The sequence below is a fragment of the Mesonia aquimarina genome (genome assembly GCF_003667275.1).
In the GTDB taxonomy this organism is placed as follows: domain Bacteria; phylum Bacteroidota; class Bacteroidia; order Flavobacteriales; family Flavobacteriaceae; genus Mesonia; species Mesonia aquimarina.
The window spans coordinates 633,766-655,712 of sequence record NZ_RCNV01000001.1; the positions used below are offsets into that span (position 1 = coordinate 633,766).

General features: G+C 32.9%; 17 protein-coding genes. 12 read left to right on the forward strand and 5 right to left on the reverse strand.

Annotated elements, in window-relative coordinates; translation table 11 throughout:
- The first annotated feature begins 99 nt into the window (after positions 1–99).
- Positions 100–1,884: an AMP-dependent synthetase/ligase gene (locus tag D9R05_RS03090; protein ID WP_121665738.1), complete on the forward strand. Its 1,785-nt coding sequence runs from the start codon at positions 100–102 to the stop codon at positions 1,882–1,884.
- Between the two features lie 128 nt (positions 1,885–2,012).
- Here the strand turns inward: D9R05_RS03090 and D9R05_RS03095 are convergent, their stop codons facing one another.
- Positions 2,013–4,169: a hypothetical protein gene (locus D9R05_RS03095; RefSeq protein WP_205589265.1), complete on the reverse strand. Its 2,157-nt coding sequence runs from the start codon at positions 4,167–4,169 to the stop codon at positions 2,013–2,015.
- Complete coding sequence (locus D9R05_RS03100) at positions 4,169–6,073, reverse strand: transglutaminase-like domain-containing protein (RefSeq protein ID WP_121665740.1); 1,905 nt, start codon at positions 6,071–6,073, stop codon at positions 4,169–4,171. Before D9R05_RS03100 ends, D9R05_RS03095 begins: the two co-directional genes overlap by 1 nt.
- Before the next feature lie 467 nt (positions 6,074–6,540).
- Here D9R05_RS03100 and D9R05_RS03105 point away from each other — a divergent pair, with 467 nt between their 5' ends.
- The 5 genes from D9R05_RS03105 to D9R05_RS03125 all read left to right on the forward strand — a co-directional run bounded on the left by D9R05_RS03105 (position 6,541) and on the right by D9R05_RS03125 (position 12,940).
- Positions 6,541–6,993 (forward strand): MarR family winged helix-turn-helix transcriptional regulator, encoded by a 453-nt coding sequence (locus tag D9R05_RS03105; RefSeq protein ID WP_121665741.1) that lies wholly within the window; start codon positions 6,541–6,543, stop codon positions 6,991–6,993.
- A gap of 1 nt (position 6,994) precedes the next feature.
- Entirely contained in the window at positions 6,995–9,400 is a 2,406-nt protein-coding gene (locus tag D9R05_RS03110; protein WP_121665742.1) for a 3-hydroxyacyl-CoA dehydrogenase/enoyl-CoA hydratase family protein, read from the forward strand.
- Positions 9,401–9,464: 64 nt separating this feature from the next.
- A complete protein-coding gene (locus tag D9R05_RS03115; protein ID WP_121665743.1) occupies positions 9,465–10,652 on the forward strand; it encodes an acetyl-CoA C-acyltransferase in 1,188 nt (395 codons plus the stop codon).
- 158 nt (positions 10,653–10,810) lie between these two features.
- Positions 10,811–11,083 (forward strand): four helix bundle protein, encoded by a 273-nt coding sequence (locus D9R05_RS03120; protein WP_317124590.1) that lies wholly within the window; start codon positions 10,811–10,813, stop codon positions 11,081–11,083.
- 51 nt (positions 11,084–11,134) lie between these two features.
- Positions 11,135–12,940, forward strand: coding sequence for an acyl-CoA dehydrogenase family protein (locus D9R05_RS03125; RefSeq protein WP_121665744.1), 1,806 nt, complete (start codon positions 11,135–11,137; stop codon positions 12,938–12,940).
- 77 nt (positions 12,941–13,017) lie between these two features.
- On the opposite strand, the gene D9R05_RS03130 is transcribed toward D9R05_RS03125, so the two are convergent.
- On the reverse strand, positions 13,018–13,764 hold the full coding sequence (locus tag D9R05_RS03130; RefSeq protein WP_121665745.1) for an LVIVD repeat-containing protein: 747 nt from the start codon (positions 13,762–13,764) through the stop codon (positions 13,018–13,020).
- 4 nt (positions 13,765–13,768) lie between these two features.
- Positions 13,769–14,284: a hypothetical protein gene (locus tag D9R05_RS03135; RefSeq protein ID WP_121665746.1), complete on the reverse strand. Its 516-nt coding sequence runs from the start codon at positions 14,282–14,284 to the stop codon at positions 13,769–13,771.
- Positions 14,285–14,426: 142 nt separating this feature from the next.
- Between D9R05_RS03135 and D9R05_RS03140 the strand changes: the two genes are divergently transcribed.
- Complete coding sequence (locus D9R05_RS03140) at positions 14,427–16,214, forward strand: mechanosensitive ion channel family protein (RefSeq protein WP_121665747.1); 1,788 nt, start codon at positions 14,427–14,429, stop codon at positions 16,212–16,214.
- 3 nt (positions 16,215–16,217) lie between these two features.
- Positions 16,218–17,570, forward strand: a complete 1,353-nt coding sequence (locus tag D9R05_RS03145; RefSeq protein WP_121665748.1) for a M28 family peptidase — start codon at positions 16,218–16,220, stop codon at positions 17,568–17,570.
- A gap of 3 nt (positions 17,571–17,573) precedes the next feature.
- On the opposite strand, the gene D9R05_RS03150 is transcribed toward D9R05_RS03145, so the two are convergent.
- Positions 17,574–18,536 carry an App1 family protein gene (locus tag D9R05_RS03150; protein ID WP_121665749.1) on the reverse strand — a complete coding sequence of 321 codons (963 nt, stop codon included), beginning with the start codon at positions 18,534–18,536 and terminating at the stop codon, positions 17,574–17,576.
- Between the two features lie 78 nt (positions 18,537–18,614).
- On the opposite strand from D9R05_RS03150, the gene D9R05_RS03155 reads away from it, so the two are divergent.
- The 4 genes from D9R05_RS03155 to D9R05_RS03170 all read left to right on the forward strand — a co-directional run bounded on the left by D9R05_RS03155 (position 18,615) and on the right by D9R05_RS03170 (position 21,838).
- Positions 18,615–19,475, forward strand: coding sequence for a diacylglycerol/lipid kinase family protein (locus D9R05_RS03155; RefSeq protein ID WP_121665750.1), 861 nt, complete (start codon positions 18,615–18,617; stop codon positions 19,473–19,475).
- A 94-nt stretch (positions 19,476–19,569) separates the two neighbouring features.
- Positions 19,570–20,403 (forward strand): hypothetical protein, encoded by an 834-nt coding sequence (locus D9R05_RS03160; RefSeq protein WP_121665751.1) that lies wholly within the window; start codon positions 19,570–19,572, stop codon positions 20,401–20,403.
- A 104-nt stretch (positions 20,404–20,507) separates the two neighbouring features.
- Positions 20,508–21,038, forward strand: a complete 531-nt coding sequence (locus tag D9R05_RS03165; protein WP_121665752.1) for an RNA polymerase sigma factor — start codon at positions 20,508–20,510, stop codon at positions 21,036–21,038.
- A complete protein-coding gene (locus tag D9R05_RS03170) occupies positions 21,035–21,838 on the forward strand; it encodes an anti-sigma factor (protein ID WP_121665753.1) in 804 nt (267 codons plus the stop codon). Before D9R05_RS03165 ends, D9R05_RS03170 begins: the two co-directional genes overlap by 4 nt.
- Positions 21,839–21,947 lie beyond the last annotated feature (109 nt).

Sequence of the window (21,947 nt, forward strand, 5' to 3'; positions counted from 1 at the left end):
ATGATAGTCAATTAGCTATTTTTTTACATGTTTTTTTAAAAATTTAATACAAAATGAGCAGTTATTTTTATATTTTGCAGTGCAATAAATACTGCTCTTATGACCGAAGTTAAAAGACTATTTGATTTTCCGCACTATCAGTTAGAAAAGTATAACCTAGAAAAAGCATTAGTAACAAAATACGACGGCAATTGGGTTATTACCTCTACAAAGGAATATATTGATAAAGCCAATAAAATTAGCCGAGCTTTATTAAGATTAGGTGTAAAATCTAAAGATAATATAGCACTAATCTCTACTTCAAATCGTACGGAGTGGAATATTATGGATATTGGTATATTACAAATTGGTGCTCAAGACGTGCCTATTTATCCCAATATTTCTAAAGAAGAGTATGAATATGTTTTAAATCATAGCGAATCCAAATATTGCTTTGTTTCAGACCAAGAAGTTTTTGAAAAAGTTGAAGCCATAAAAGATAAAGTACCTAGCTTAAAAGGAGTTTATACTTTTGATCAAATTAAAGATGCAAAAAACTGGAAAGAACTTCTAGAGTTAGGGGAAGATGACAGCAACCAACAAGAAGTAGAAAAAATTAAAGATAGTATTTCTGAAGACGATTTAGCAACAATTATTTATACTTCAGGAACCACAGGAAAACCAAAAGGGGTTATGCTATCCCACAAAAACATTGTAAGTAACGCTGTTAATAGTACCACACGACTTCCCATTGACGAAGGAGAAAATATTGCCCTTAGTTTTTTACCAGTTTGTCATATTTATGAGCGCATGCTTCTTTATCTTTATCAGTACAATGGAATCAGCATTTATTTTGCTGAGTCAATTGATAAAATAAGTGATAATTTGAAGGAAGTAAGACCTCAGGTAATGTCTGCTGTTCCTCGATTACTAGAAAAAGTCTACGATAAAATTATTGCTAAGGGCACTGCTCTTACAGGAATTAAAAAGAAACTTTTTTATTGGGCGGTAGAGTTAGGACTAGAATTTGAACCGTATGGCAGAAATGGCTGGTGGTACGAAACGAAACTAAAACTTGCAAGAAAACTTATTTTTAGCAAATGGCAAGAAGCATTAGGCGGAAGGTTAGAAGTTATTGTTTCCGGCAGCGCACCTTTACAACCTAGATTAGCCCGTGTATTTAATGCCGCAGATATTTGTGTGGTAGAAGGTTACGGACTTAGTGAAACATCACCCGTATTGGCAGTAAATGATATGCGTGATTATGGCTTTAAAATAGGAACGGTAGGAAAACCGATCCCTGAAACCGAAATTAAGATTGCTGAAGACGGTGAAATTTTAGCCAAGGGTCCACAAATAATGATAGGTTACTATAAAGACAAAGAAAAAACAGATGAAGTTTTAGAAAACGGTTATTTTCATACCGGAGATATTGGCGAAATTGATGACGAAGGGTTTTTAAAAATAACCGATCGTAAAAAAGAAATGTTTAAAACTTCGGGCGGAAAGTATATTGCTCCTCAATTGATAGAGAATGCAATGAAACAATCACGATTTATCGACCAAATTATGGTAGTTGGAGAAGGTGAAAAAATGCCAGCAGCTTTAATTCAACCTAACTTTGAATTTGTTGAAGATTGGGCAAAACGTAAAAAAATTGATGTCGGAAATTCTCAACAAGAATTAGTTGAAAATGATGCTGTCATCAAAAGAATTCAGGAAGAAGTAGATTTTTACAATGAGCGTTTCGGAAAATGGGAGCGCGTCAAGAAATTTGAACTTACTCCAGATGTTTGGTCAGTTGATAATGAACTTTTAACACCCACCATGAAAATGAAACGAAAAGTAATTAAAGAAAAATATAAAGATTTATACAGTCGTATTTATGATAATCATTCTGTATGATTTTAGTAGATCAAAACAAAAAACTCCGAACTTATGAGTTCGGAGTTTTTTGTTTAAAATAATTTTAGCTTGAATAAAATTTATGCGTTGCTTGAATAAAAATAAATCAACATAATATAATTCAACTTTTATATTTTTTCAAACATAACTTTCTGGCTATTAAATTTTAATGAAGCATCTAGTACTTCTAATATTTCACCCCAGTTATCGTTAGAGATTTCGGTTTGCTTATAAGTCTTTGTTGCTTGCAATGTTAATTTATTATTTTCAATTTTAGCAGAACTTATAAATGAAGCGAATTTATTATCCCTTTTAATATTTAAATTTTCTAAACCAATTACTTTAAACCCTTTAGGAATATCTACTTGTATTTTACTTTCATAAGTACGAGGAAAGTTCATATAAATGTCCTCTTTCCTTTTTCTATCTTCATCGTCCAAGTCTAATTGCTTACCATTTAATTTCCCTATTTCAAATATATAGTTTGGGCCTGCTTTTTTAATTAAATCATTCTCAACGATAAATGTATTCTGGAAAATTAATTCATCTTGATCGTTTTCTCTTCCTGTATTTAAAACTTCTATGGTATTATCTTTTACTTTAAAATCGAAACTTCTATTTAGATATTTTACAGAATTTTTGTTTCGTTCTTGTGTTATTTTTTCAACTAAGGCATCGTACTTTTCTTTATGCCTGGCAGATTTCTTTTTCGGTAATCGCTGAAAGTAATCTTGCGTGTTAAAACGCTTATGATCTTCGTCAACATAATCAAAGAAATACAAAATATCTTCTTGTTTACCTTCTTTAAAATGACCGGAGTATTTATTTTTAGATTGGATATTTATTTTTGAAAATTCATTATCAAAGGAAACTTCCATTTCATCTTTTGAATAATTTTGATTTGCTTCTGTACCAGGAATAGTTATTTCATAAATTTCTTTAATTCTTTTTTTATCCAAATTATAAGGTAATTCGTATGCTTTAGTATTTTCAAAATAAGGTGAATTTAATTCTAATGTTGAAAACATATCAAAGTAAGAGAGATAAATCGGTTTATCTAAATTAACTTTAATTAGAATTTTAATATCATCTGTCGATAAAATATCATTTATACTTCCTTTATATTTTGGTACGGCAATTATAAACGAAAATGGAATATCATTATCGCTCAAGGTTTCTCCAAACGCTTTTAAAAAATGATTTTCATTATTAAAATAACTAAGGTCAGGGTAGTATGCAAAAGGATTAAAGAGATCTTTTAAATCTAATTCATTAATTACAGACGGTTGTATATACTTAACTTTACGGTGATATCTTAAATAATAATAAGCCTCTTCTACCATCTCTTTTTGTGATATATCTCTATCTTTAAAATAACGTCTTGGCAGTGTTCCTGAATAATTTCTAAGTTTTCTAAACTTTTCCTTGAAGAAAGTTAGTACTTCTTCTTTAGTCACTTCATTTTTTATAATTTCTTCATCTTCTGATATAAAATTGAACACATCTTCCTCGTGAGCAGACCTTCTTGCAAAGGTGGTTTGAAATTTATAGTATGGTAACTTTAAGCGTGGATAAAACCATATTGGAAAATCATTTTTTTCAATTTCTTTAGCTCTTAGCACATAAAGTCTGTCATTTCTTTTTTCGGTTTGAATTTCTTCAAGTTTTGGAGCACCGTTATAAGAATTAAAATTTATGAAAAAATCATTCTCGGTTTGTAATTTTAAAACATACTCTTTACAAGGATAATAATCATTTAAAACTTCCGTATTAAGTTCAAACAAATAGCCTTCTTTCTGCTTAAAAGGCTCCACAATATGGACGTAATAATCTATAATATCGCCAACTTCAAGTCCAGATATTGCTAATTTATATTCATTCTCCTCCTTTTCTACAGCTTCTTCATCTACCGATATGATTCTTTCTTCTCCAGAAGGTTTTATTACTTTTACACCAAGCGTTTTGGTTCCTCTTTTACCAAAATAACCACGATCTACTTTAAACCTTTTATCAAAATTAAATTCAGAAAACTCTTTAACAGAAGCTTGATCTTGTAGCTTAATTCTTTTATGAATGGATTTTGTATACTTTACGTTTCTACCAAATTTATGATAGTCATAATAATATTCTTGAAATAGAATTACAGCAGATTCGTTTTTCCACTTTTCTGGAATTTCTGTATTGCCATTTTGAGATCCATTCCAGTATTTTGAATCAAGTTCTTCATTCTGAGAAAAGCTTATGTAACTAGTAAAGCAAATGAATAGAATTATTAGATTTTTCATCATGATTTTTGTAAAATAATTTGTTGATTAAAAAAGTTAGCAATTTGTTCCATTTTTTTATTCCAGCTTTCTAGCTCCTCTGCTGAAATAACTTCATTCAAAATTTTCATATTTTGTTGAAATTCTAAATTATTATCAACTTGATTCAGAATGATTTCAACCGATACATTTTCATCTTTAAATGATAATGAAGTGGGCATTTCTAAAATTTTATATCCTGTAATATCTATATTTAATTCTGATTGAACTGTCTTTTTATGGGAGAAAACATAACTCGATTTTCTGTCTTCAAAAAAGTAATCAGAAAAAATATTTACTAGATTTAAATCTAAATAGGTCTTTTTACCGAAGGAGTAAATTTTATCATTAAATAAAATATCGTAGGTTATAACCATATCACCTTCTCTATTTCTTAAGTTAGAGGGTTTTATATTATTGGCCTTTACAGAAGAATTGCCTTCTTCTAAGAAATATTTTAAAAAATCTTCTTTTATATCACTCTGTAGTGTATTTAAATAATTTAACACCTGCTTTCTACTCTCGCCTGTGTAAGTTAGTTTAGCCTTCCCAACTAAATCATCTTCAACAATTTTTAAATTGATATTTTTATTTTCAACACTTTTTTCCGAGTCTAAAACAGGAACTTCTTTAATGATATATTGCTTACCGTTTTCAATTAAGGCTTGTTTACCTTGAATACGGTTTGCATATTCTTTATAAGGACTAAACTTTTCTGTAGCATCTAAAAAAATTATTTTTTCTTTATCTAGTACAGAACAAATCATATGATTATCTACCGCTAAATTTGGAGTTGAATAATCGTAAGCAATATGGTTTGTTCCAATCCAAGTAAGTCTTGCATCTACTCCTATTTCAGAAAGCATGGCTTTAGTTAGATTTGCCATTCCTTTACAATCTCCGTATCGCTTATCAAAAACCTCGCTGGCTTGTTCTGGTTGAAAACCTGCAATACCGTCTTCAAAAGCTATATACCTAATATTATCTTGTATCCAGTAAAAAATATTTTTAATTTTCTCTTCTTTACTTGTTACTCCCTCTGTAAGTTCCGCTACTTTTTTTGCATAAGGTTTTTTAGCATAATCTAGATTATTTACTAAACTCTTGTACCAGTTATACTGATCTTGCACAGAAGAAAATATATTCTTTTCTATTCCGTCAAGTTTATATCTCTTAGGTAAGACTAACAAATGAGGATAAATATAAGTTGGTCCTAAACTATGCTTTTCTTTAAATCTTGCTGGTAGATTAGTTGCTTTATAAGTATATCCAGTAAAATCTTCGTTCTTTTTTACCTCTTTTTCAATTTCAACGTTTTCGAAATTAACTTCTTTAAACTGAATATCTAACCAGTTTGGGACTTCAATTTTAATTGTTTTTTCTTTTACAGGATGTTCATCATTAAAATAAATTGAGGTGAAGTATTTTAAATCATTATAAACCTTTTCAGTCTCTATTTTATACTCAAATCCTTGCAGCGGAAAGTCTAAAACAACATATTGTAACCTTGTGTCTGTGTGAAATAATTCATCATCTTGATAAGCTATGTCTTCAATTTCTACATTTGCATTTCTACCATTTATATATTCTACATCAAAATCTTTTATTTCTGAAGAACCATCATAAAAACTATACCTTCTAATATAAGCTTTAGTATCTATATTTATAAGTTCTTCTTGTGTATTATTTTCAACAATAACCTGATCTCTTTTATAATCAAATAAAATTCTTTCAACGCTTTTACTAACCACAATTTCATCATCCGGATATTTTTCTTTTAGTGAGAGTGCTTCTTCAATGATCTCTGGTTCGGGTTTCCGGTGTTTTTGAGAAAAACAAATTATAGGAATAAATAATAATATTAGTAGTTGCTTATGAAATACCATACAAGTCGTGTAAATATTAAATATAAATCTTGAATTTTTTTTATTATAAAACTGCAATAACTATAATATTTATAAATAAAGCAAATTATATTAACATTTTTAAATCGCAAAAAATTGATATCGAGAATCCTCAAAAAGAATTAGTTGAAAATGTTCACCTCAATACTACTATGAAAGTAAAATGAAGAGTAATAAATATAAAGACCTATACAGCCGTATTTACGATAATCATTCTGTATGATTATTCAATTAAAAAAATTAAAAGCCCGTGTTCCTTGGACCAGTTTTTTTTATACCCCGCTCCAATATTCATAAACCTAGAATGTTAAATCTTAATTAAGATTTATCTTATCTTCTGCAAAACACTATAAATATTCTCAAAAAAAATTAAATTTATGTAGAATTTCATAAGTATATATTATGCGTGCATAATAATTTTTTCTATATTTGGGTGAATAAAAAATCCTATGAGAGAAAAAACAATAGATTATGTTTTGAGAGCTACCTGGATAGCCGTTGCCAAAATGTACAATGAAGAAGCAGGTAAAAAAGGAAGTACCATGGCAACCGGATTTACATTATTAAATATAGATCCAGAAGAAGGAACGCCTTCTACTTCACTTGGGCCAAAAATGGGAATGGAAGCAACCAGCCTTTCGCGAACGTTAAGAGCGATGGAAGATAAAGGTTTAATTGTTAGAAAAAAAAACCCGGAAGATGGTAGAAGCGTACTCATCCAACTCACAGAATTTGGACGAGAAATGCGAGAATTTTCTAAAGGCGTCGTCTTAACTTTTGATGAAGCCGTTAAAGAAGCTGTTCCCGAAAAAGATTTAAAAACATTTATGGATGTTGCAAATACCATTATGGAAATGATCAATAATAAAAAAATTTATAAATCAGAAACTACGGTAAAATAATATGAAAAGAACAATAAATAAAGTCGCGGTAATCGGCTCTGGAATTATGGGAAGCGGTATTGCTTGTCATTTTGCCAATATTGGCGTAGAGGTTTTACTGCTGGACATTGTTCCAAAAGAACTTAACGAAAAAGAAAAGAAAAAAGGACTTAGTTTAGAAGATAAACAAGTACGTAATCGCTTAGTTAACGATGCGCTTCAATCTTCCCTAAAGTCTAAACCCTCTCCTATCTATCATAAAGATTTCGCCAATCGAATTAAAACTGGAAACCTGGAAGACGATATTTCAAAAGTTTCAGAAGTAGATTGGATTATTGAAGTCGTAGTAGAAAAACTAGATATCAAGAAAAAAGTTTTTGATGATCTAGAAGAATATCGAAAAGAAGGAACGCTAATTACTTCCAATACTTCTGGAATTCCTATAAAATATATGAGCGAAGGCAGAAGTGAAGATTTCCAGAAACATTTCTGCGGAACGCACTTTTTCAATCCACCGCGTTATTTACGCTTATTTGAAATTATTCCGGGACCAAAAACTTCAGAAGAAACCTTAGATTTTCTTCATATGTATGGCGAAAAGTTCCTTGGTAAAAATCCTGTAGTCGCAAAAGACACGCCGGCTTTTATCGGAAATAGAATTGGAATTTTCAGTATTATGAGTCTTTTCCATACCGTAAAAGATATGGATATGACTATTGAAGAAGTCGATAAATTAACCGGTCCGGTAATTGGGCGTCAAAAATCTGCCACATTCAGAACGGTAGATGTTGTTGGTTTAGACACCTTAGTTCACGTGGCGAACGGTTTATATGAAAATGTCCCGGACGATGAACAACACGAGCTTTTTAAACTTCCCGATTTTATTGAAACCATGATGGAAAATGAATGGTTAGGAAGTAAAAGCGGCCAAGGGTTCTATAAAAAAATTAAGAAAGAAGACGGTTCTAGCGAAATAAAATCACTCGACCTTGAAACCTTAGAATATCGCGATAGAAAAAGTGCAAAGTTTGACACCTTAGAGCAAACAAAAACGATTGATAATGTTGAAGATCGTTTTGAAGTGCTAATCAAAGGAAAAGATAAAGCAGGCGATTTTTACCGAAAAAATTTCTCTGCACTTTTTGCTTACGTTTCTAACCGAATTCCTGAAATATCAGACGAGCTTTATAAAATCGACGATGGTATGAAAGCCGGTTTTGGCTGGGAACACGGTCCATTTCAAATTTGGGATGCCATCGGAGTAAAAAAAGGAATTGAAATGATGAAAGCTGAAGGTTACCAGCCGGCAGCTTGGGTAAATGAAATGCTAGAAAGTGGCAACGAAAGTTTCTACACCGTTAAAGAAGGAAATACTTATTATTACAGCATTCCTGATAAAAAGCAAGTAAAAGTTCCGGGGCAAGATGCATTTATTATTCTTGATAACATTCGCGAATCGAAAGAAGTATTCAAAAACAGCGGTGTGGTTGTAGAAGATCTTGGCGACGGAATTTTAAATGTAGAATTCCGAAGCAAGATGAATTCTATCGGTGGTGATGTTCTCGACGGAATTAATAAAGCTATTGATATTGCTGAAAAAGACTACCGAGGTTTAGTGGTAGCAAACGACGGAAAAAACTTTTCTGTCGGCGCCAATATCGGGATGATTTTTATGATGGCTGTCGAGCAAGAATATGAAGAATTAAATATGGCAATCAAGTATTTTCAAGACACGATGATGCGCATGCGTTATTCTTCCATCCCAACCGTTGCAGCACCTCATAATATGGCTTTAGGCGGTGGTTGTGAACTTTCACTTCACGCTGATAAAGTGGTTGCGCACGCTGAAACCTACATTGGTTTAGTTGAATTCGGCGTTGGGGTAATTCCTGGCGGCGGTGGTTCTAAAGAAATGACTGTTAGAGCTTCTGAAACTTTTCAGAAAGATGATGTGGAATTAAACAGACTTCGTGAACATTTCTTAACGATCGGAATGGCGAAAGTTTCAACTTCTGCTTACGAGGCGTTTGACACCAATATTCTTCAAAAAGGGAAAGACGTTATTGTTGTAAATAAAGATCGTCAATTAGCAATTGCTAAAAAACATGCCTTGTTAATGGCTGAAAATGGATATACAAAACCTATTCAGCGGAGCAATATAAAAGTTTTAGGAAAACAAGCGCTTGGAGCGTTTTATGTCGGAACCGATCAAATGAATGCCGGAAATTATATTAGCGATCACGATAAAAAAATCGCCAACAAATTAGCCTACGTAATGGCAGGCGGCGATTTATCAGAAGCTTCTTATGTAAGTGAGCAATATTTACTCGATTTAGAACGTGAAGCATTCTTATCGCTAACCGGAGAACGCAAAACCCTAGAACGACTTCAACATATGTTGAAAAAAGGAAAACCACTTCGTAATTAAAAATGATAAATGTTGAATTTATAATAGTCTAACATTTAAAATTTCTAATTCAAAATTTAATAAAATGAAAACAGCATATATAGTAAAAGCATACAGAACAGCCGTAGGAAAAGCTTCTCGCGGGGTTTTTAGATTTAAAAGACCGGATGAATTGGCGGCAGAAACCATCGAATATATGATGGATAAATTGCCCGAATTCGATAAAAAAAGAATCGATGATGTCATCGTTGGTAACGCCATGCCGGAAGCCGAACAAGGTTTAAATGTCGGAAGGCTTATTTCCTTAATGGGACTTAAAATTGAAGATGTTCCGGGAATGACCGTTAACAGATATTGCGCTTCCGGATTGGAAACCATTGCTATCGCTTCAGCAAAAATTCAAAGCGGGATGGCGGATTGTATTATTGCCGGTGGTGCAGAAAGCATGAGTTACATCCCGATGGGGGGGTATAAACCGGTTCCCGATTATAAATTGGCTAAAGAAGGACACGAGGATTATTACTGGGGAATGGGCTTAACTGCAGAAGCTGTTGCAAACAAATACAAGGTGTCTCGAAAAGATCAAGATGAATTTGCTTTTCAGTCGCATCAAAGAGCTTTACAAGCACAACACGAAGATCGTTTTCAAGAGCAAATTGTTCCTATTGATGTTGAGCAAACTTTTGTTGAAGATGGAAAAAAGAAAACCAAAAAATATACCGTAACCAAAGATGAAGGGCCACGTGCCGATACTTCTGTTGAAGCATTAGGAAAATTAAAGCCTGTTTTTGCTGAAGGTGGAAGTGTAACTGCAGGGAATTCTTCACAAACGAGTGATGGCGCTGCATTTGCAATGGTAATGAGTGAAGAAATGGTAAAAGAACTAAACCTTGAACCAATTGCAAGAATGGTTAGCTATGCGCCAGTTGGTGTAGAACCAAGAATCATGGGAATTGGTCCTGTTCATGCAATTCCTAAAGCTCTAAAACAAGCCGGGTTAAAACAAAATGATATGGAATTGATCGAGTTAAATGAAGCTTTTGCTTCACAATCACTTGCCGTAATTCGTGAACTTGGTTTAGATCAGGAAAAAGTAAATGTAAATGGTGGTGCAATTTCTATGGGACATCCATTGGGTTGTACCGGAGCAAAGCTTTCTGTGCAAATTTTTGATGAAATGCGTAAAAGAAAGTTGAATGATAAATACTGCATGGTTACCATGTGTGTTGGTACCGGACAAGGTGCCGCAGGAGTTTATGAGTTTTTAAGTTAGAAACAAGAGGCTAAAAATAGAATATAGAGAAGAGAATCAAGAAACTAGAGATAAGATAAAAAATTTAAGAGAATGTAGATGAGAAAAAGACACAATTATAAAATCTTAAAATATGGAAACTCGGATTAGAAATTGCTAATGATGTTTCTGATGTATTATTGAGTTTTCCTAAACACGAAATTTATAATTTAAATTCTCAAATAAGTAGATGTTCAGTTTCAATTCCAAGTAATATTGCTGAAGGTTCAGCTAGAACTGATAAATCATTTAAACATTTTTTAGATATTTCTCTAGGTTCTTCATTCGAATTAGGCACACAACTATTAGTAGCAAAACATAGAGATTATATTGACGATAAAACATTAAAAAAAGTAGAAATTAAAATAGAGGAGTTTCAAAAAATGACAATGGGTTTTCAGAATAATCTGTAAAATCTATTTTCTTTATTCTTTCTTCTCTATTCTTTCGCAAAAGAAACAATTATGAGCAATACAAAAGACAAACTTCGTGGTGGCCAATTTTTGGTGAAGCAAACAAAGTGTGAAGATATATTTACTCCAGAAGATTTTAACGAGGAGCAAAAAATGATGCGTGATTCGGTTAAAGAATTTGTAGATCGCGAGATTTGGCCGAATAAAGAAGAGTTCGAAAAAAAGAACTATAAATTAACCGAAGAAATCATGGAAAAAGCCGGAGAGCTTGGCTTTCTTGGTGTTGCAGTTCCAGAGGAATATGACGGACTCGGAATGGGGTTTGTCTCGACAATGCTGGTTTGCGATTATATTTCTGGTGCTACAGGCTCTATAGCGACTGCGTTTGGAGCGCATACCGGAATTGGAACAATGCCAATTACACTTTACGGAACCGAAGAACAAAAGAAAAAATATGTTCCAAAATTGGCAACTGGCGAATGGTTTGGCGCGTATTGCTTAACTGAACCGGGAGCTGGAAGTGACGCTAATTCAGGAAAAACAAAAGCTGTACTTTCTGACGATGGAAAACATTATAGCATCAGTGGGCAAAAAATGTGGATATCTAATGCTGGTTTTGCTGACATCTTCATCGTTTTTGCAAGAATTGAGGATGATAAAAATATTACCGGATTCATTGTAGAATATGATAAAGAAAATCCGAATGGAATGTCTTTTGGTGAAGAAGAGAAAAAGCTAGGAATTCACTCCTCCTCTACTCGACAGGTTTTTTTCAATGAAACAAAAGTGCCGGTAGAAAATATGTTGTCAGAACGAGGTAACGGATTTAAAATTGCGATGAATGCTTTAAATGTTGGTCGTATAAAATTAGCTGCCGCTTGTCTGGATGCGCAACGTAGAGTAACTAATAGTGCTGTAAAATATGCGAACGATCGTGTTCAATTTGATACACCGATTGCAAAATTTGGTGCCATCAAATATAAATTAGCTGAAATGGCAACTTCAGCGTATGTTGGCGAAGCAGCATCTTATCGTGCGGCAAAAGATATTGAAGATCGAATTCAAATTCGTCAAGATAACGGAAGTTCGCATGCAGAAGCAGAATTAAAAGGGGTCGAAGAATATGCTATAGAATGTTCTATCTTAAAAGTAGCGTGTTCAGAAGATATTCAGAATTGTACCGATGAAGGAATTCAAGTTTTCGGTGGAATGGGATTCTCTGCTGACACACCAATGGAATCGGCTTGGCGAGATGCGCGTATTTCTAGAATTTACGAAGGAACTAACGAAATTAACCGAATGCTTGCGGTAGGAATGTTGGTTAAAAAAGCCATGAAAGGGCACGTAGATTTGTTAGGTCCGGCGCAAGCTGTAGCAGATGAACTTACCGGAATTCCTTCCATGGATAAACCGGATTATTCTGAATTATTTGCTGAAGAAAAAGAAATGGTGGCAAAGTTGAAAAAAGTATTCTTAATGACTGCCGGAAGTGCTGTACAGAAATTTGGACCGGATTTAGAAGAACATCAGCAGCTATTATTAGCTTCAGCCGATATTCTTATTGAAGTTTATATGGCAGAATCAGGAATTTTAAGAGCTGAAAAAAATGCGAAACGCTTTGGTGAAGATCAACAAAAAGAGCAAATCGCGATGGCAAAATTATATTTATATCACGCGGTAGATAAAGTAAACCAAAAAGCAAAAGAAGGCATTGTTTCGTTTGCAACAGGCGACGAGCAACGCATGATGCTGATGGGACTTAAACGTTTTACAAAATATCAAAATCAGCCAAACGTTGTTGAATTAAGAAACACGATTGCTGAAAAATTGACTTCAGAAAATAAATATTGTTTTTAAGTTAGGTTAATTTATTTTTTGAGTAAAAAAAGCCGCGTTATAAAATGCGGCTTTTTTATTATTTCATAAATAAATATCTAAAATTCCAATTGACTTAATTCAGTATATTCTAAAATAGCTTCAGGATTTAACTGATACTGCCAAATACTGCTTTCGCCTATTACAAATAAATGATTTTGACGAATAATAACATCAAATCCATCTACAGGAATTCCACCAATTAAATCAGGAAATTGTGGTTCTGTAACATCTAAAATTCGCACAACTCCTTCATCGGCCACCAATAAATAATTTTCATATAAACCCAAGCCTATAGGGCGATTCATTTCTATGGTCGTTAATAAAATAGGTTCTAGTTCATTTTCGGTGTTGTAAATCTCTAATTGATTTAAATCTCCTTCACAACTAGCATTTGTATGCAAAGTTACGTAGGTATAATCTCCGGAAGAAACTACAGGATCACAACTTCTTAAATGTTGAACTTCGGATAAAAGTAAGGGATTTTCTCTTGAAGAAATATCATAAATATACATTCCTAATCTGCTTCCTACATATAATTTATCTTCCAAAGAAAATAAAGTTTCTATTTCAAAACCTATATGCACGTCACCTTTATAAACAGGTTCTCGCGTATCGGAAATATTAAAAATATTGAGCGACTCTTCATCTACCGTGTACAAATAATCACCATTTAAAGTAAAACGCGCAAGACTTCCACCCTGTCCATCAACCGCTATTTCATTGGGACTGTTACCGCCATCAGAATTATCTGCGCTACAAGCGATAATTATAATCGCTAAAAAAAAGTATATCAGTTTTTTCATAAGATTAGTTTTTAAAGCTGTAGTCAACAATTATTTCATTTTCTTGAACTCCGAAATAAGAAGCGCTGTAACCATCTGGCGATTTTAACTGTGGAAAAACATTTTTTTCACGGTGTAAAACCTCTACAGCATTAGCTACAGGATTGTATTGAAGTGCAACTAAATCTACGGCATGGTGGACGTAAATTACATTGCCTCTAATTGCTAAATCTGTAGCTAGCGGAATACTTAAAAATGCTACGGGATTAGGACTTTCAGGATTAGAATTATCTATAACATGAAAACCACTTTTGGGTTCATTGATAAACAAATAATCTCCCTGAACATAAATTTTTCCAGACGATAAAACCGGTTTAGAGTCAATTAAATTTATACTTGATTCAAAATTTTCTCGAGAAGAAATTACTGGTTCAAAAGAACTTGTCGCTGGTTCTGAAGTGAAATCATCATCATTTCCACCATAATAACAAGAATTGAAAAATAATAAACAGAGAAAAAGTAAGCTGAAATATTTTTTCATAAATAGTTGATTTACTTAGTAGATAAGAATTAACGGTTTAGGTTGCGTAATCCTATGTTTTTTTAGTTTATTTTTTTACAGCAATATATTTTTAACAAAACACTAATATATTCTACAAAAAAATCAATGTAAATTGAATTTTATGAAAAAAAACTACTATAAAATATTCAGTTTAGTATTCTTTTTGTTCCTACAACACAATGTATTAGGTTATGAAACCTATCAACAACAGCAAGATTCTAGTAATACTAAAGCAAATACAAAATTACCTTCTAAAGATCCGGTTATTCAAGGCGGGGAATATCGAGCAAATGCAATTCGAGAATATAAAGAAGCTTATTATGTTTTAGACCGCTTAAATAAATCTATTGGTTTACCGCCAAATGAATTTAATTTACAATCGCCACAAGCAACACTAGAACATTTTATTATTAACGCACGAAATAATAATTTTAAAGAAGCTAGCTACGCATTAAATCTGAATTTATTACCAAATAGCATTCAAGAAAAAGAAGCGGCACTTTTAGCTAAAAAGCTTTATTTTGTTATCAATCAACGTGTACGCATTAATTGGGATGATTTATCTGATAGACCCGACGGACAGATCGATATTAGCACCACAACCAACAAAGCTGTAGCCGGGAAACCTAGAAGAAGTGTTGTTTTTGGCGCAGTAGATCTAGAAGGAAGAGATGTTATTTTGCGTTTACAACGTGTAAAATATAAAGAATTTGGTGCTTTTTGGCTGATTTCTTCTAATACCGTAGAAAATATTGATGCATTATATGCTACCTATGGTCCTCGAGAATTAGACAGAATGATGCCTGACTGGGCTAGAATTAAGTTTTGGAGCATGCCCATTTGGAAATTTGTAGGTGCTTTTGTTCTCATGCTTTTATGCTATTTTATTGGTAAGTTGACCATTTTCATCTTACGCAAACTTTTCCTGAAATCAGAAAAAATGTGGTTGCATCATATCGCAAATCGTTTGGCAGCACCAGCCGGAATTGCAATTGGCGTACTCAGTTTTTATATCTTACTCAACAAACTTATTTCTTTTGCCGGCGCTTTTGCCAGTGCACTTTATGCAGTTTTATTGATTGTAGTAATTGGATCGATCACTTGGTTTTTTATGAGATTGATCGATTATTTTATGATGTACGTAGCCGAAAATAAAATTGGCGATACTACTGACGAAGAGAATTCTGAAGCGCGTAGAATGCTTACCTATATTTCAGTAGCAAGAAGAATTTTAACTTTTGTTGTTATCATTATTGGAGCTTCAGTTATTCTCTCGCAATTTAGATCTTTAGAAAAATTAGGTATTTCTCTTATCGCTTCTGCCGGAGTAGCAACCGTTATTTTAGGTATTGCAGCGCAAAGCACCTTAGGAAATATTATAGCCGGAATACAAATAGCCATTACAAAACCCGCAAGAATTGGTGACACCATAATAATTGACGAAGACTGGGGCTATGTAGAAGACATCAGGTTTACATATATGGTGGTAAGAACTTGGGATTGGCGCCGATTAGTTGTTCCGTTAAAATATATTATTTCTAATACTTTCGAAAATTGGTCAATGACAAGTGCGCACCAAATCAGACCTATCATTTTATATGCCGATTATAGAATTGATGTAAAAAAGATACGCGAAAAATTTAATGAACTTTTAGAAGATAAAGATAATTGGGATGAAGACCATCCTCCAGTTGTACAAGTAGTAGATACTACAGAAAAAGCCATTAAAATAAGATGCTTATGTAGCTCTAAAGATGCCTCTTCTACTTGGGATTTACATTGCGAACTACGGGAAGAACTAGTTAGTTTTATTGCCGATTTAGAAGATGGAAATCATCTATCGAAATCACGTGTTCAAATTCAAAATAACGAATTTCCACCTCAAAAAAATTCAACAGATCAACAATAAATTATGAGAATTCTCAATACTGCTTTACTTATTTTATCACTGATAATATGTTGTCAAATCTTATCAGCACAAAATACAGATCAACGTCTTTACGATATAATTGATGAAGTTTCTGCAGATCAACTAGAAAACTCTATTCAAACTTTAGTCAATTTTGGAACAAGAAATACATTTAGCGACACCCTTTCAAACACAAGAGGAATTGGAGCTGCAAGGCGTTGGATTAAAACTGAATTTGAAAATATATCAAAAAATTGTGGAGGTTGTCTAGAGGTTTTTTATCAGAAAAAATTAGTAACACCTGAAGATGGCGATAGAATTCCTAAAAAGGCCTATGTAGTAAATGTAGTAGCCATACAACGGGGAAGCGAAAACCCTAACAATTACGTTATGATGAGTGGCGATATTGATTCTCGTGCCAGTAATACAATGGATTTTACTACCGATGCTCCGGGAGCAAATGATAATGCTAGCGGAATGGCTGGAACTATTGAAGCAGCTAGGGTTTTAAGCAATTATTCATTTAAAAACAGCATTGTGTATGTGGGACTTTCTGGTGAAGAACAAGGTTTATTTGGCGGAAAGTTTTTAGCCGAATATGCTAAAGACAACAACTGGAATATCATCGGGGTTTTTAATAATGATATGATTGGAAATATTGAGGGGGTTGATGGTGTTATAGATAATAGAAGTTTTAGAATATTTTCTGAACCGGTAGATCCCACAGAAAGTGAAAGAGAACAGACCATGCGAAGATATTACGGCGGCGAAGTTGACGGAATTTCGCGTCAACTAGCGCGGTATGTTTACAAAACCACAAAAACCTATATGCCAGAAATGAACCCCATGCTTATTTACAGATTAGATCGTTTTGGGCGTGGCGGCCATCATAAACCTTTTAATGATTTAGGTTTTGCCGGAATTAGAATTATGGAAGCGCATGAAAATTATAATCGCCAGCATCAAGATATTCGACAAGAAAACGGAATAAAATACGGCGATGTAATTGAAGGCGTAAATTTTGACTATGCAAAAAAATTAACTGCGGTAAATGCTATAAATTTAGCTTCACTTGCTTGGGCTCCACCAGCTCCTAAAAATGTAAGGATTGGTGGTATTGTAGAGCCTTCAGCTAAATTAAAATGGGAGAAAGTTGATAATAAAAATATTGCGGGCTATAAAATATATTGGCGAAAAACCACTTCACCTACTTGGGATAATTACCGTTTTGTAGGGAATATTAATCATTTTACGCTTGAAGGAATTGTAATTGATAATTACTTTTTTGGTGTCGCTGCTGTCGGGAAAAATGGTCATGAAAGTGTAGTCACTTTTCCATCCTCTGTTTTTAGATAAAATTTACACCAAGTATTTTTTTGTGTGCGCTTGAGCTTCTTTACTACTTGAAAAATAGCAGGTTTTCACATCCATACTTTCAATATTTTCCATTCTTTTTATAATATGATCTTTTTTAGATGATTTTGTTTGTCTAATATATACTGTGCTAATATTCTCGGGAAATGTCTTGCATATTTCTTCATAAATTTTCGCATCTTTTTGCGAATCGTCTCCTAGTAAAATGAAGCGAAGCTCAGGGTAAAATTCAACTAAATGCTTTATTTTATAGAATTTATGGTTATGATCTCCTCCACCTGTAAAAAGAAAATCTGCCACTCCTGTTTTTATATCTTTCAATTTTAAAACAGCTTTCGGTAAATCATGTAATTTGGTAAATTGAATAATAAAATTGTACAAATTCCATTCACTACTACTTACATAAAAAAAGGCATTGCTTTCGTGTTCTTTTTTTCGGTTTAACTGGTTTAAAAACCGATAGTGTTCTACAACTTCTTCAAAAACATGACGCTTATCAATATTTTTAGTTAGAAGTACATACATTTTTTTGAAAAAATTTCCACTATGCGATATTAAAAAAGTATCATCTATATCAGAAATAACTGCATATTCTCCGGCAAATGGTTTTATGAACTCTCCCTTAGCTTTTACATTTTCATGATCTACACTTGCTTCAACTTCAAATTTATGCCAACCACTTTTTATTTCTTCCTCATAAGGAATTGTCATTCTAAAATGACCATCGTCTAAGGTTTTTGTAGTTACTTTTTTCCCGTTAAAATTAAAGGTCACTTCTTTATTTCCTAAGGTTTTAATAGTAAACATTCGTATAACTGCCCATGCGTGTTTATACCAGCGTTTATCAAGATCAAAAACATCTGGCGCGTGTTTTCTAAACACATGCCCCATAACTACTATTTCTCGTTCGTTAGCGTAACCGCGATACGTTTTTATGGCTAATTTCATATAATAAATTAAGGAAATAATAACGCTCTACCTCAAGCAAATTAAATACTTTTAGCAAAGTAATATTTTTATTGGAGTATGGAAATTTTTATGATTATAAATCCCGTTAGTGGAGATCAAAATAAAGCTGAATTATTGAGAGGCGTTAAAAAACAGCTTCAAAAAAATGATAATTTAACAATCTATAAAACCAGTGGTAACGATGACGTTGAAAAAATTCAGAAAAAATTAGCCGATAAAAATTATGAGCGAATTTTAGTTGCCGGCGGTGACGGAACTGTAAAGTTAGCAGCAGAAGCTATGGAAGATCATAAAATTAGTATCGGTATTTTACCGGCAGGTTCTGCAAACGGATTGGCAAAAGATTTAAACTTACCTGAAGAACAGAAAGATTTTATAAAAGTAGCACTTGGCAAGAAAATTAGTGAAATTGATGCGGTTTCTATCAATGGGCAATTGAGTTTACATATTAGTGATTTTGGACTAAATGCCGAATTGATAAAAGAATTTGAAGGAAGCAATTTTAGAGGGAAACTCGGCTACGCACTAAATAGCATTCCCACCTTATTTCAAAATGAAGGCCCATTTGATTTTTCTATTGAAACTGAAAAAGAAACACTAGAACGTAAAGCCATTATGCTTGCCTTTGCCAATAGCAAAAAGTTTGGAACCGGCGCAACCGTAAACCCTAATGGAAAAATAGATGACGGGATTTTTGAAATTTTAATCTTCAAAAAATTTGATGTTATTGAAATTTTAAAAACCTTAAATGAAGGCGCAAAACTCTCATCAGATTTTGTAGAAATTATTGCCGTAAAAAAAGTAATTGTAAAAACAAAAAAACCGATAGATTTTCAAATTGATGGTGAATATTGTAAAGCAATTAAAAAAGTAGAAGCTCATATTCTACCCAAAAAATTGGCAATCGTTACTGGGTAAAAGTTCGCAGTTATTTTGTTAAGCTTTCTATAATTTATTTGCATTTTATTTACTTGCCCGTACTTTTACAATTCACTAACAAAATATATCAACTATGAAAAAGATTACACTTTTTTTAGCCATATCAACTATGATAATGGTTACATCATGTAAGAATGATGCAAAAAAAGACGAAAACAAAGATGCTGAAACCGAAATGAAATCGGAAGAAAGCAAAGAAATGGATGATAAAAAAATGGAGGAAAAAGCCTCTATTACTCTTACTAAATTAGAAGGTTCTCCTAAGTTTGACGATGCTTCTCTAGAAATGACACTTCCTAACACGATGAAAGTCCCTGCTGGAGAAGTGACTTTTGCTTTTGATGTAGAGAATTACGATTTAGCTGCTAAAACTAAAACCGATATGGACTTAGGTTTAGCTGAATCTGACAAAGGACAGCATGTTCATTTTATATTAGATAACGCTCCTTATTCTGCTCATTACGAAGATTCCTTCAGTAAAGATTTAACACAAGGGGATCACATTGTATTGGCTTTTTTATCTAGATCTTATCACGAGTCGGTAAAAAACCCAAATTCTTATGTACTTCAAAAAATGTCTGTAGGTAATCCTACTGAAAATCAAAAAATGGATGTTGATTTTTCAGCTCCACATATGTTTTACAGTAGACCAAAAGGAACTTATAAAGGAGAAGACACCAAGAAAGTTATGTTAGACTTCTTTTTGGTGAATACAGATTTAACCAATCATAAGGTAAGGGTATATATTAATGGAGAAGAATTTATGATAGATGAATGGGCTCCTTACGTAATTGAAGGTTTACCAATGGGTAAAAACGAAATTATGTTAGAGTTATTGGATGCTGATGGAAAGAGAGTTGACAGTCCATTTAACCCAGTTGAAAGAAATATTACCCTAGAAAAGTAATATTTTATTCTATTAGAATAATATAAAAAAGATCGCTCTTCAGCGATCTTTTCTTTTTCTTCATAATTTTTACTACATTTATAAGCTAACACTAACAAATCTATATGCAACCAGATGGTCTAATTGCTGAATTGCAACAGAAAAATCCTAAAGCTTTTGAGCGCATTTATGAGCGTTACTCAGAAAGTACTTTCGGTATTATTTACAGCATAGTAAATGAAAGAACAATTGCAGAAGAAATTCTTCAAGATGTATTTATAAAAGTTTGGGACAACGCCCACGCCTACGATTCATCAAAAGGAAGATTTTTCACATGGCTTCTTAATATTGCTAGAAATGCCTCTATAGATGCAACACGATCTAAAAGCTATAAAAACAAACGTAAAAACTTAACGGCAGATTTTTTCGTAGATATTCTGGAAGAGAAAAGTAACTTTTCTAAAAAAACCGACGCTATCGGCATTAAAAAATATATTGAAGTTTTAAAGCCGGTTTGTAAAAAAATTATTGATTTACTGTATTTTAAAGGATTTACACAGGCAGACGCATCAAAAGAATTAGATATGCCTTTGGGAACCTTAAAGACAAGAAATAGAAATTGTATAAAAAAGCTTAGGGAAATTTTAGTACCATGACAAATATTCAGCAATACATAGATTCTGGAGTTTTAGAACTTTACATTTGCGGAGCTCTTTCTGAAGAAGAAAGTAAAGCCGTTAGTGCTGAACTGAAAAAACATCCTGAAATAGTGAAAGAGGTTGAGGAAATAGAAACTGCACTAGAGCATTTATCTACTGCTGTTGCCCCATACAATCCTGATGCTTTACTTCAAAAAATTCAGGAGAAAATAAACAGTTCAACAAACACAATTCCTATTGATCGCGACAGAAGAAGCAGCAAAACCAAAATTGTACTTTACATTGGTTGGGCAGCAAGTATTTTATTGTTAATTGGTTTGTTTAGTGTTTTAAATAAAAATCGCGAACTTCGAGACACGTTAAATTCAGTTCAAACTAAAAATGCATTAGTTGAACAAGAAATTGAAAATGCTCGTGATGATGCCGAAAAAGCAAAAGAACTACTAAATGTTTATCGCGACAGAAATATCGTGAAAATTCCCTTAGGAGGACAAAAAGTAGCTCCAGAAGCTTATGCCGAAGTTCATTGGGATAAAAAATCTAATAAGGTTTATATAGATGCCAAAGATTTACCTACGCCTCCACCGGGAAAAGAATATCAAGTTTGGTCGTTAACCCTAAAACCACTTACGCCAACAAGTATTGGATTGTTATCTAACTTTCAAGAAGATGATAATAAAATATTTATCTTAGAAAATGCCAATGCTTCTCAAGCATTTGGAATTACATTAGAGCCTAAAGGCGGAAGTAAAACACCAACAATGGAACAACTCTATACACTTGGTACTGTTTCTTAAATTAACTTTAAGAAAGTAAAACATTAAAAAAGCCTGTTCAAAATACTTTGGACAGGCTTTTTAACAACTAACAAAAAACTTTAAAAAACTGTTGTCGGCGTTAATCTAA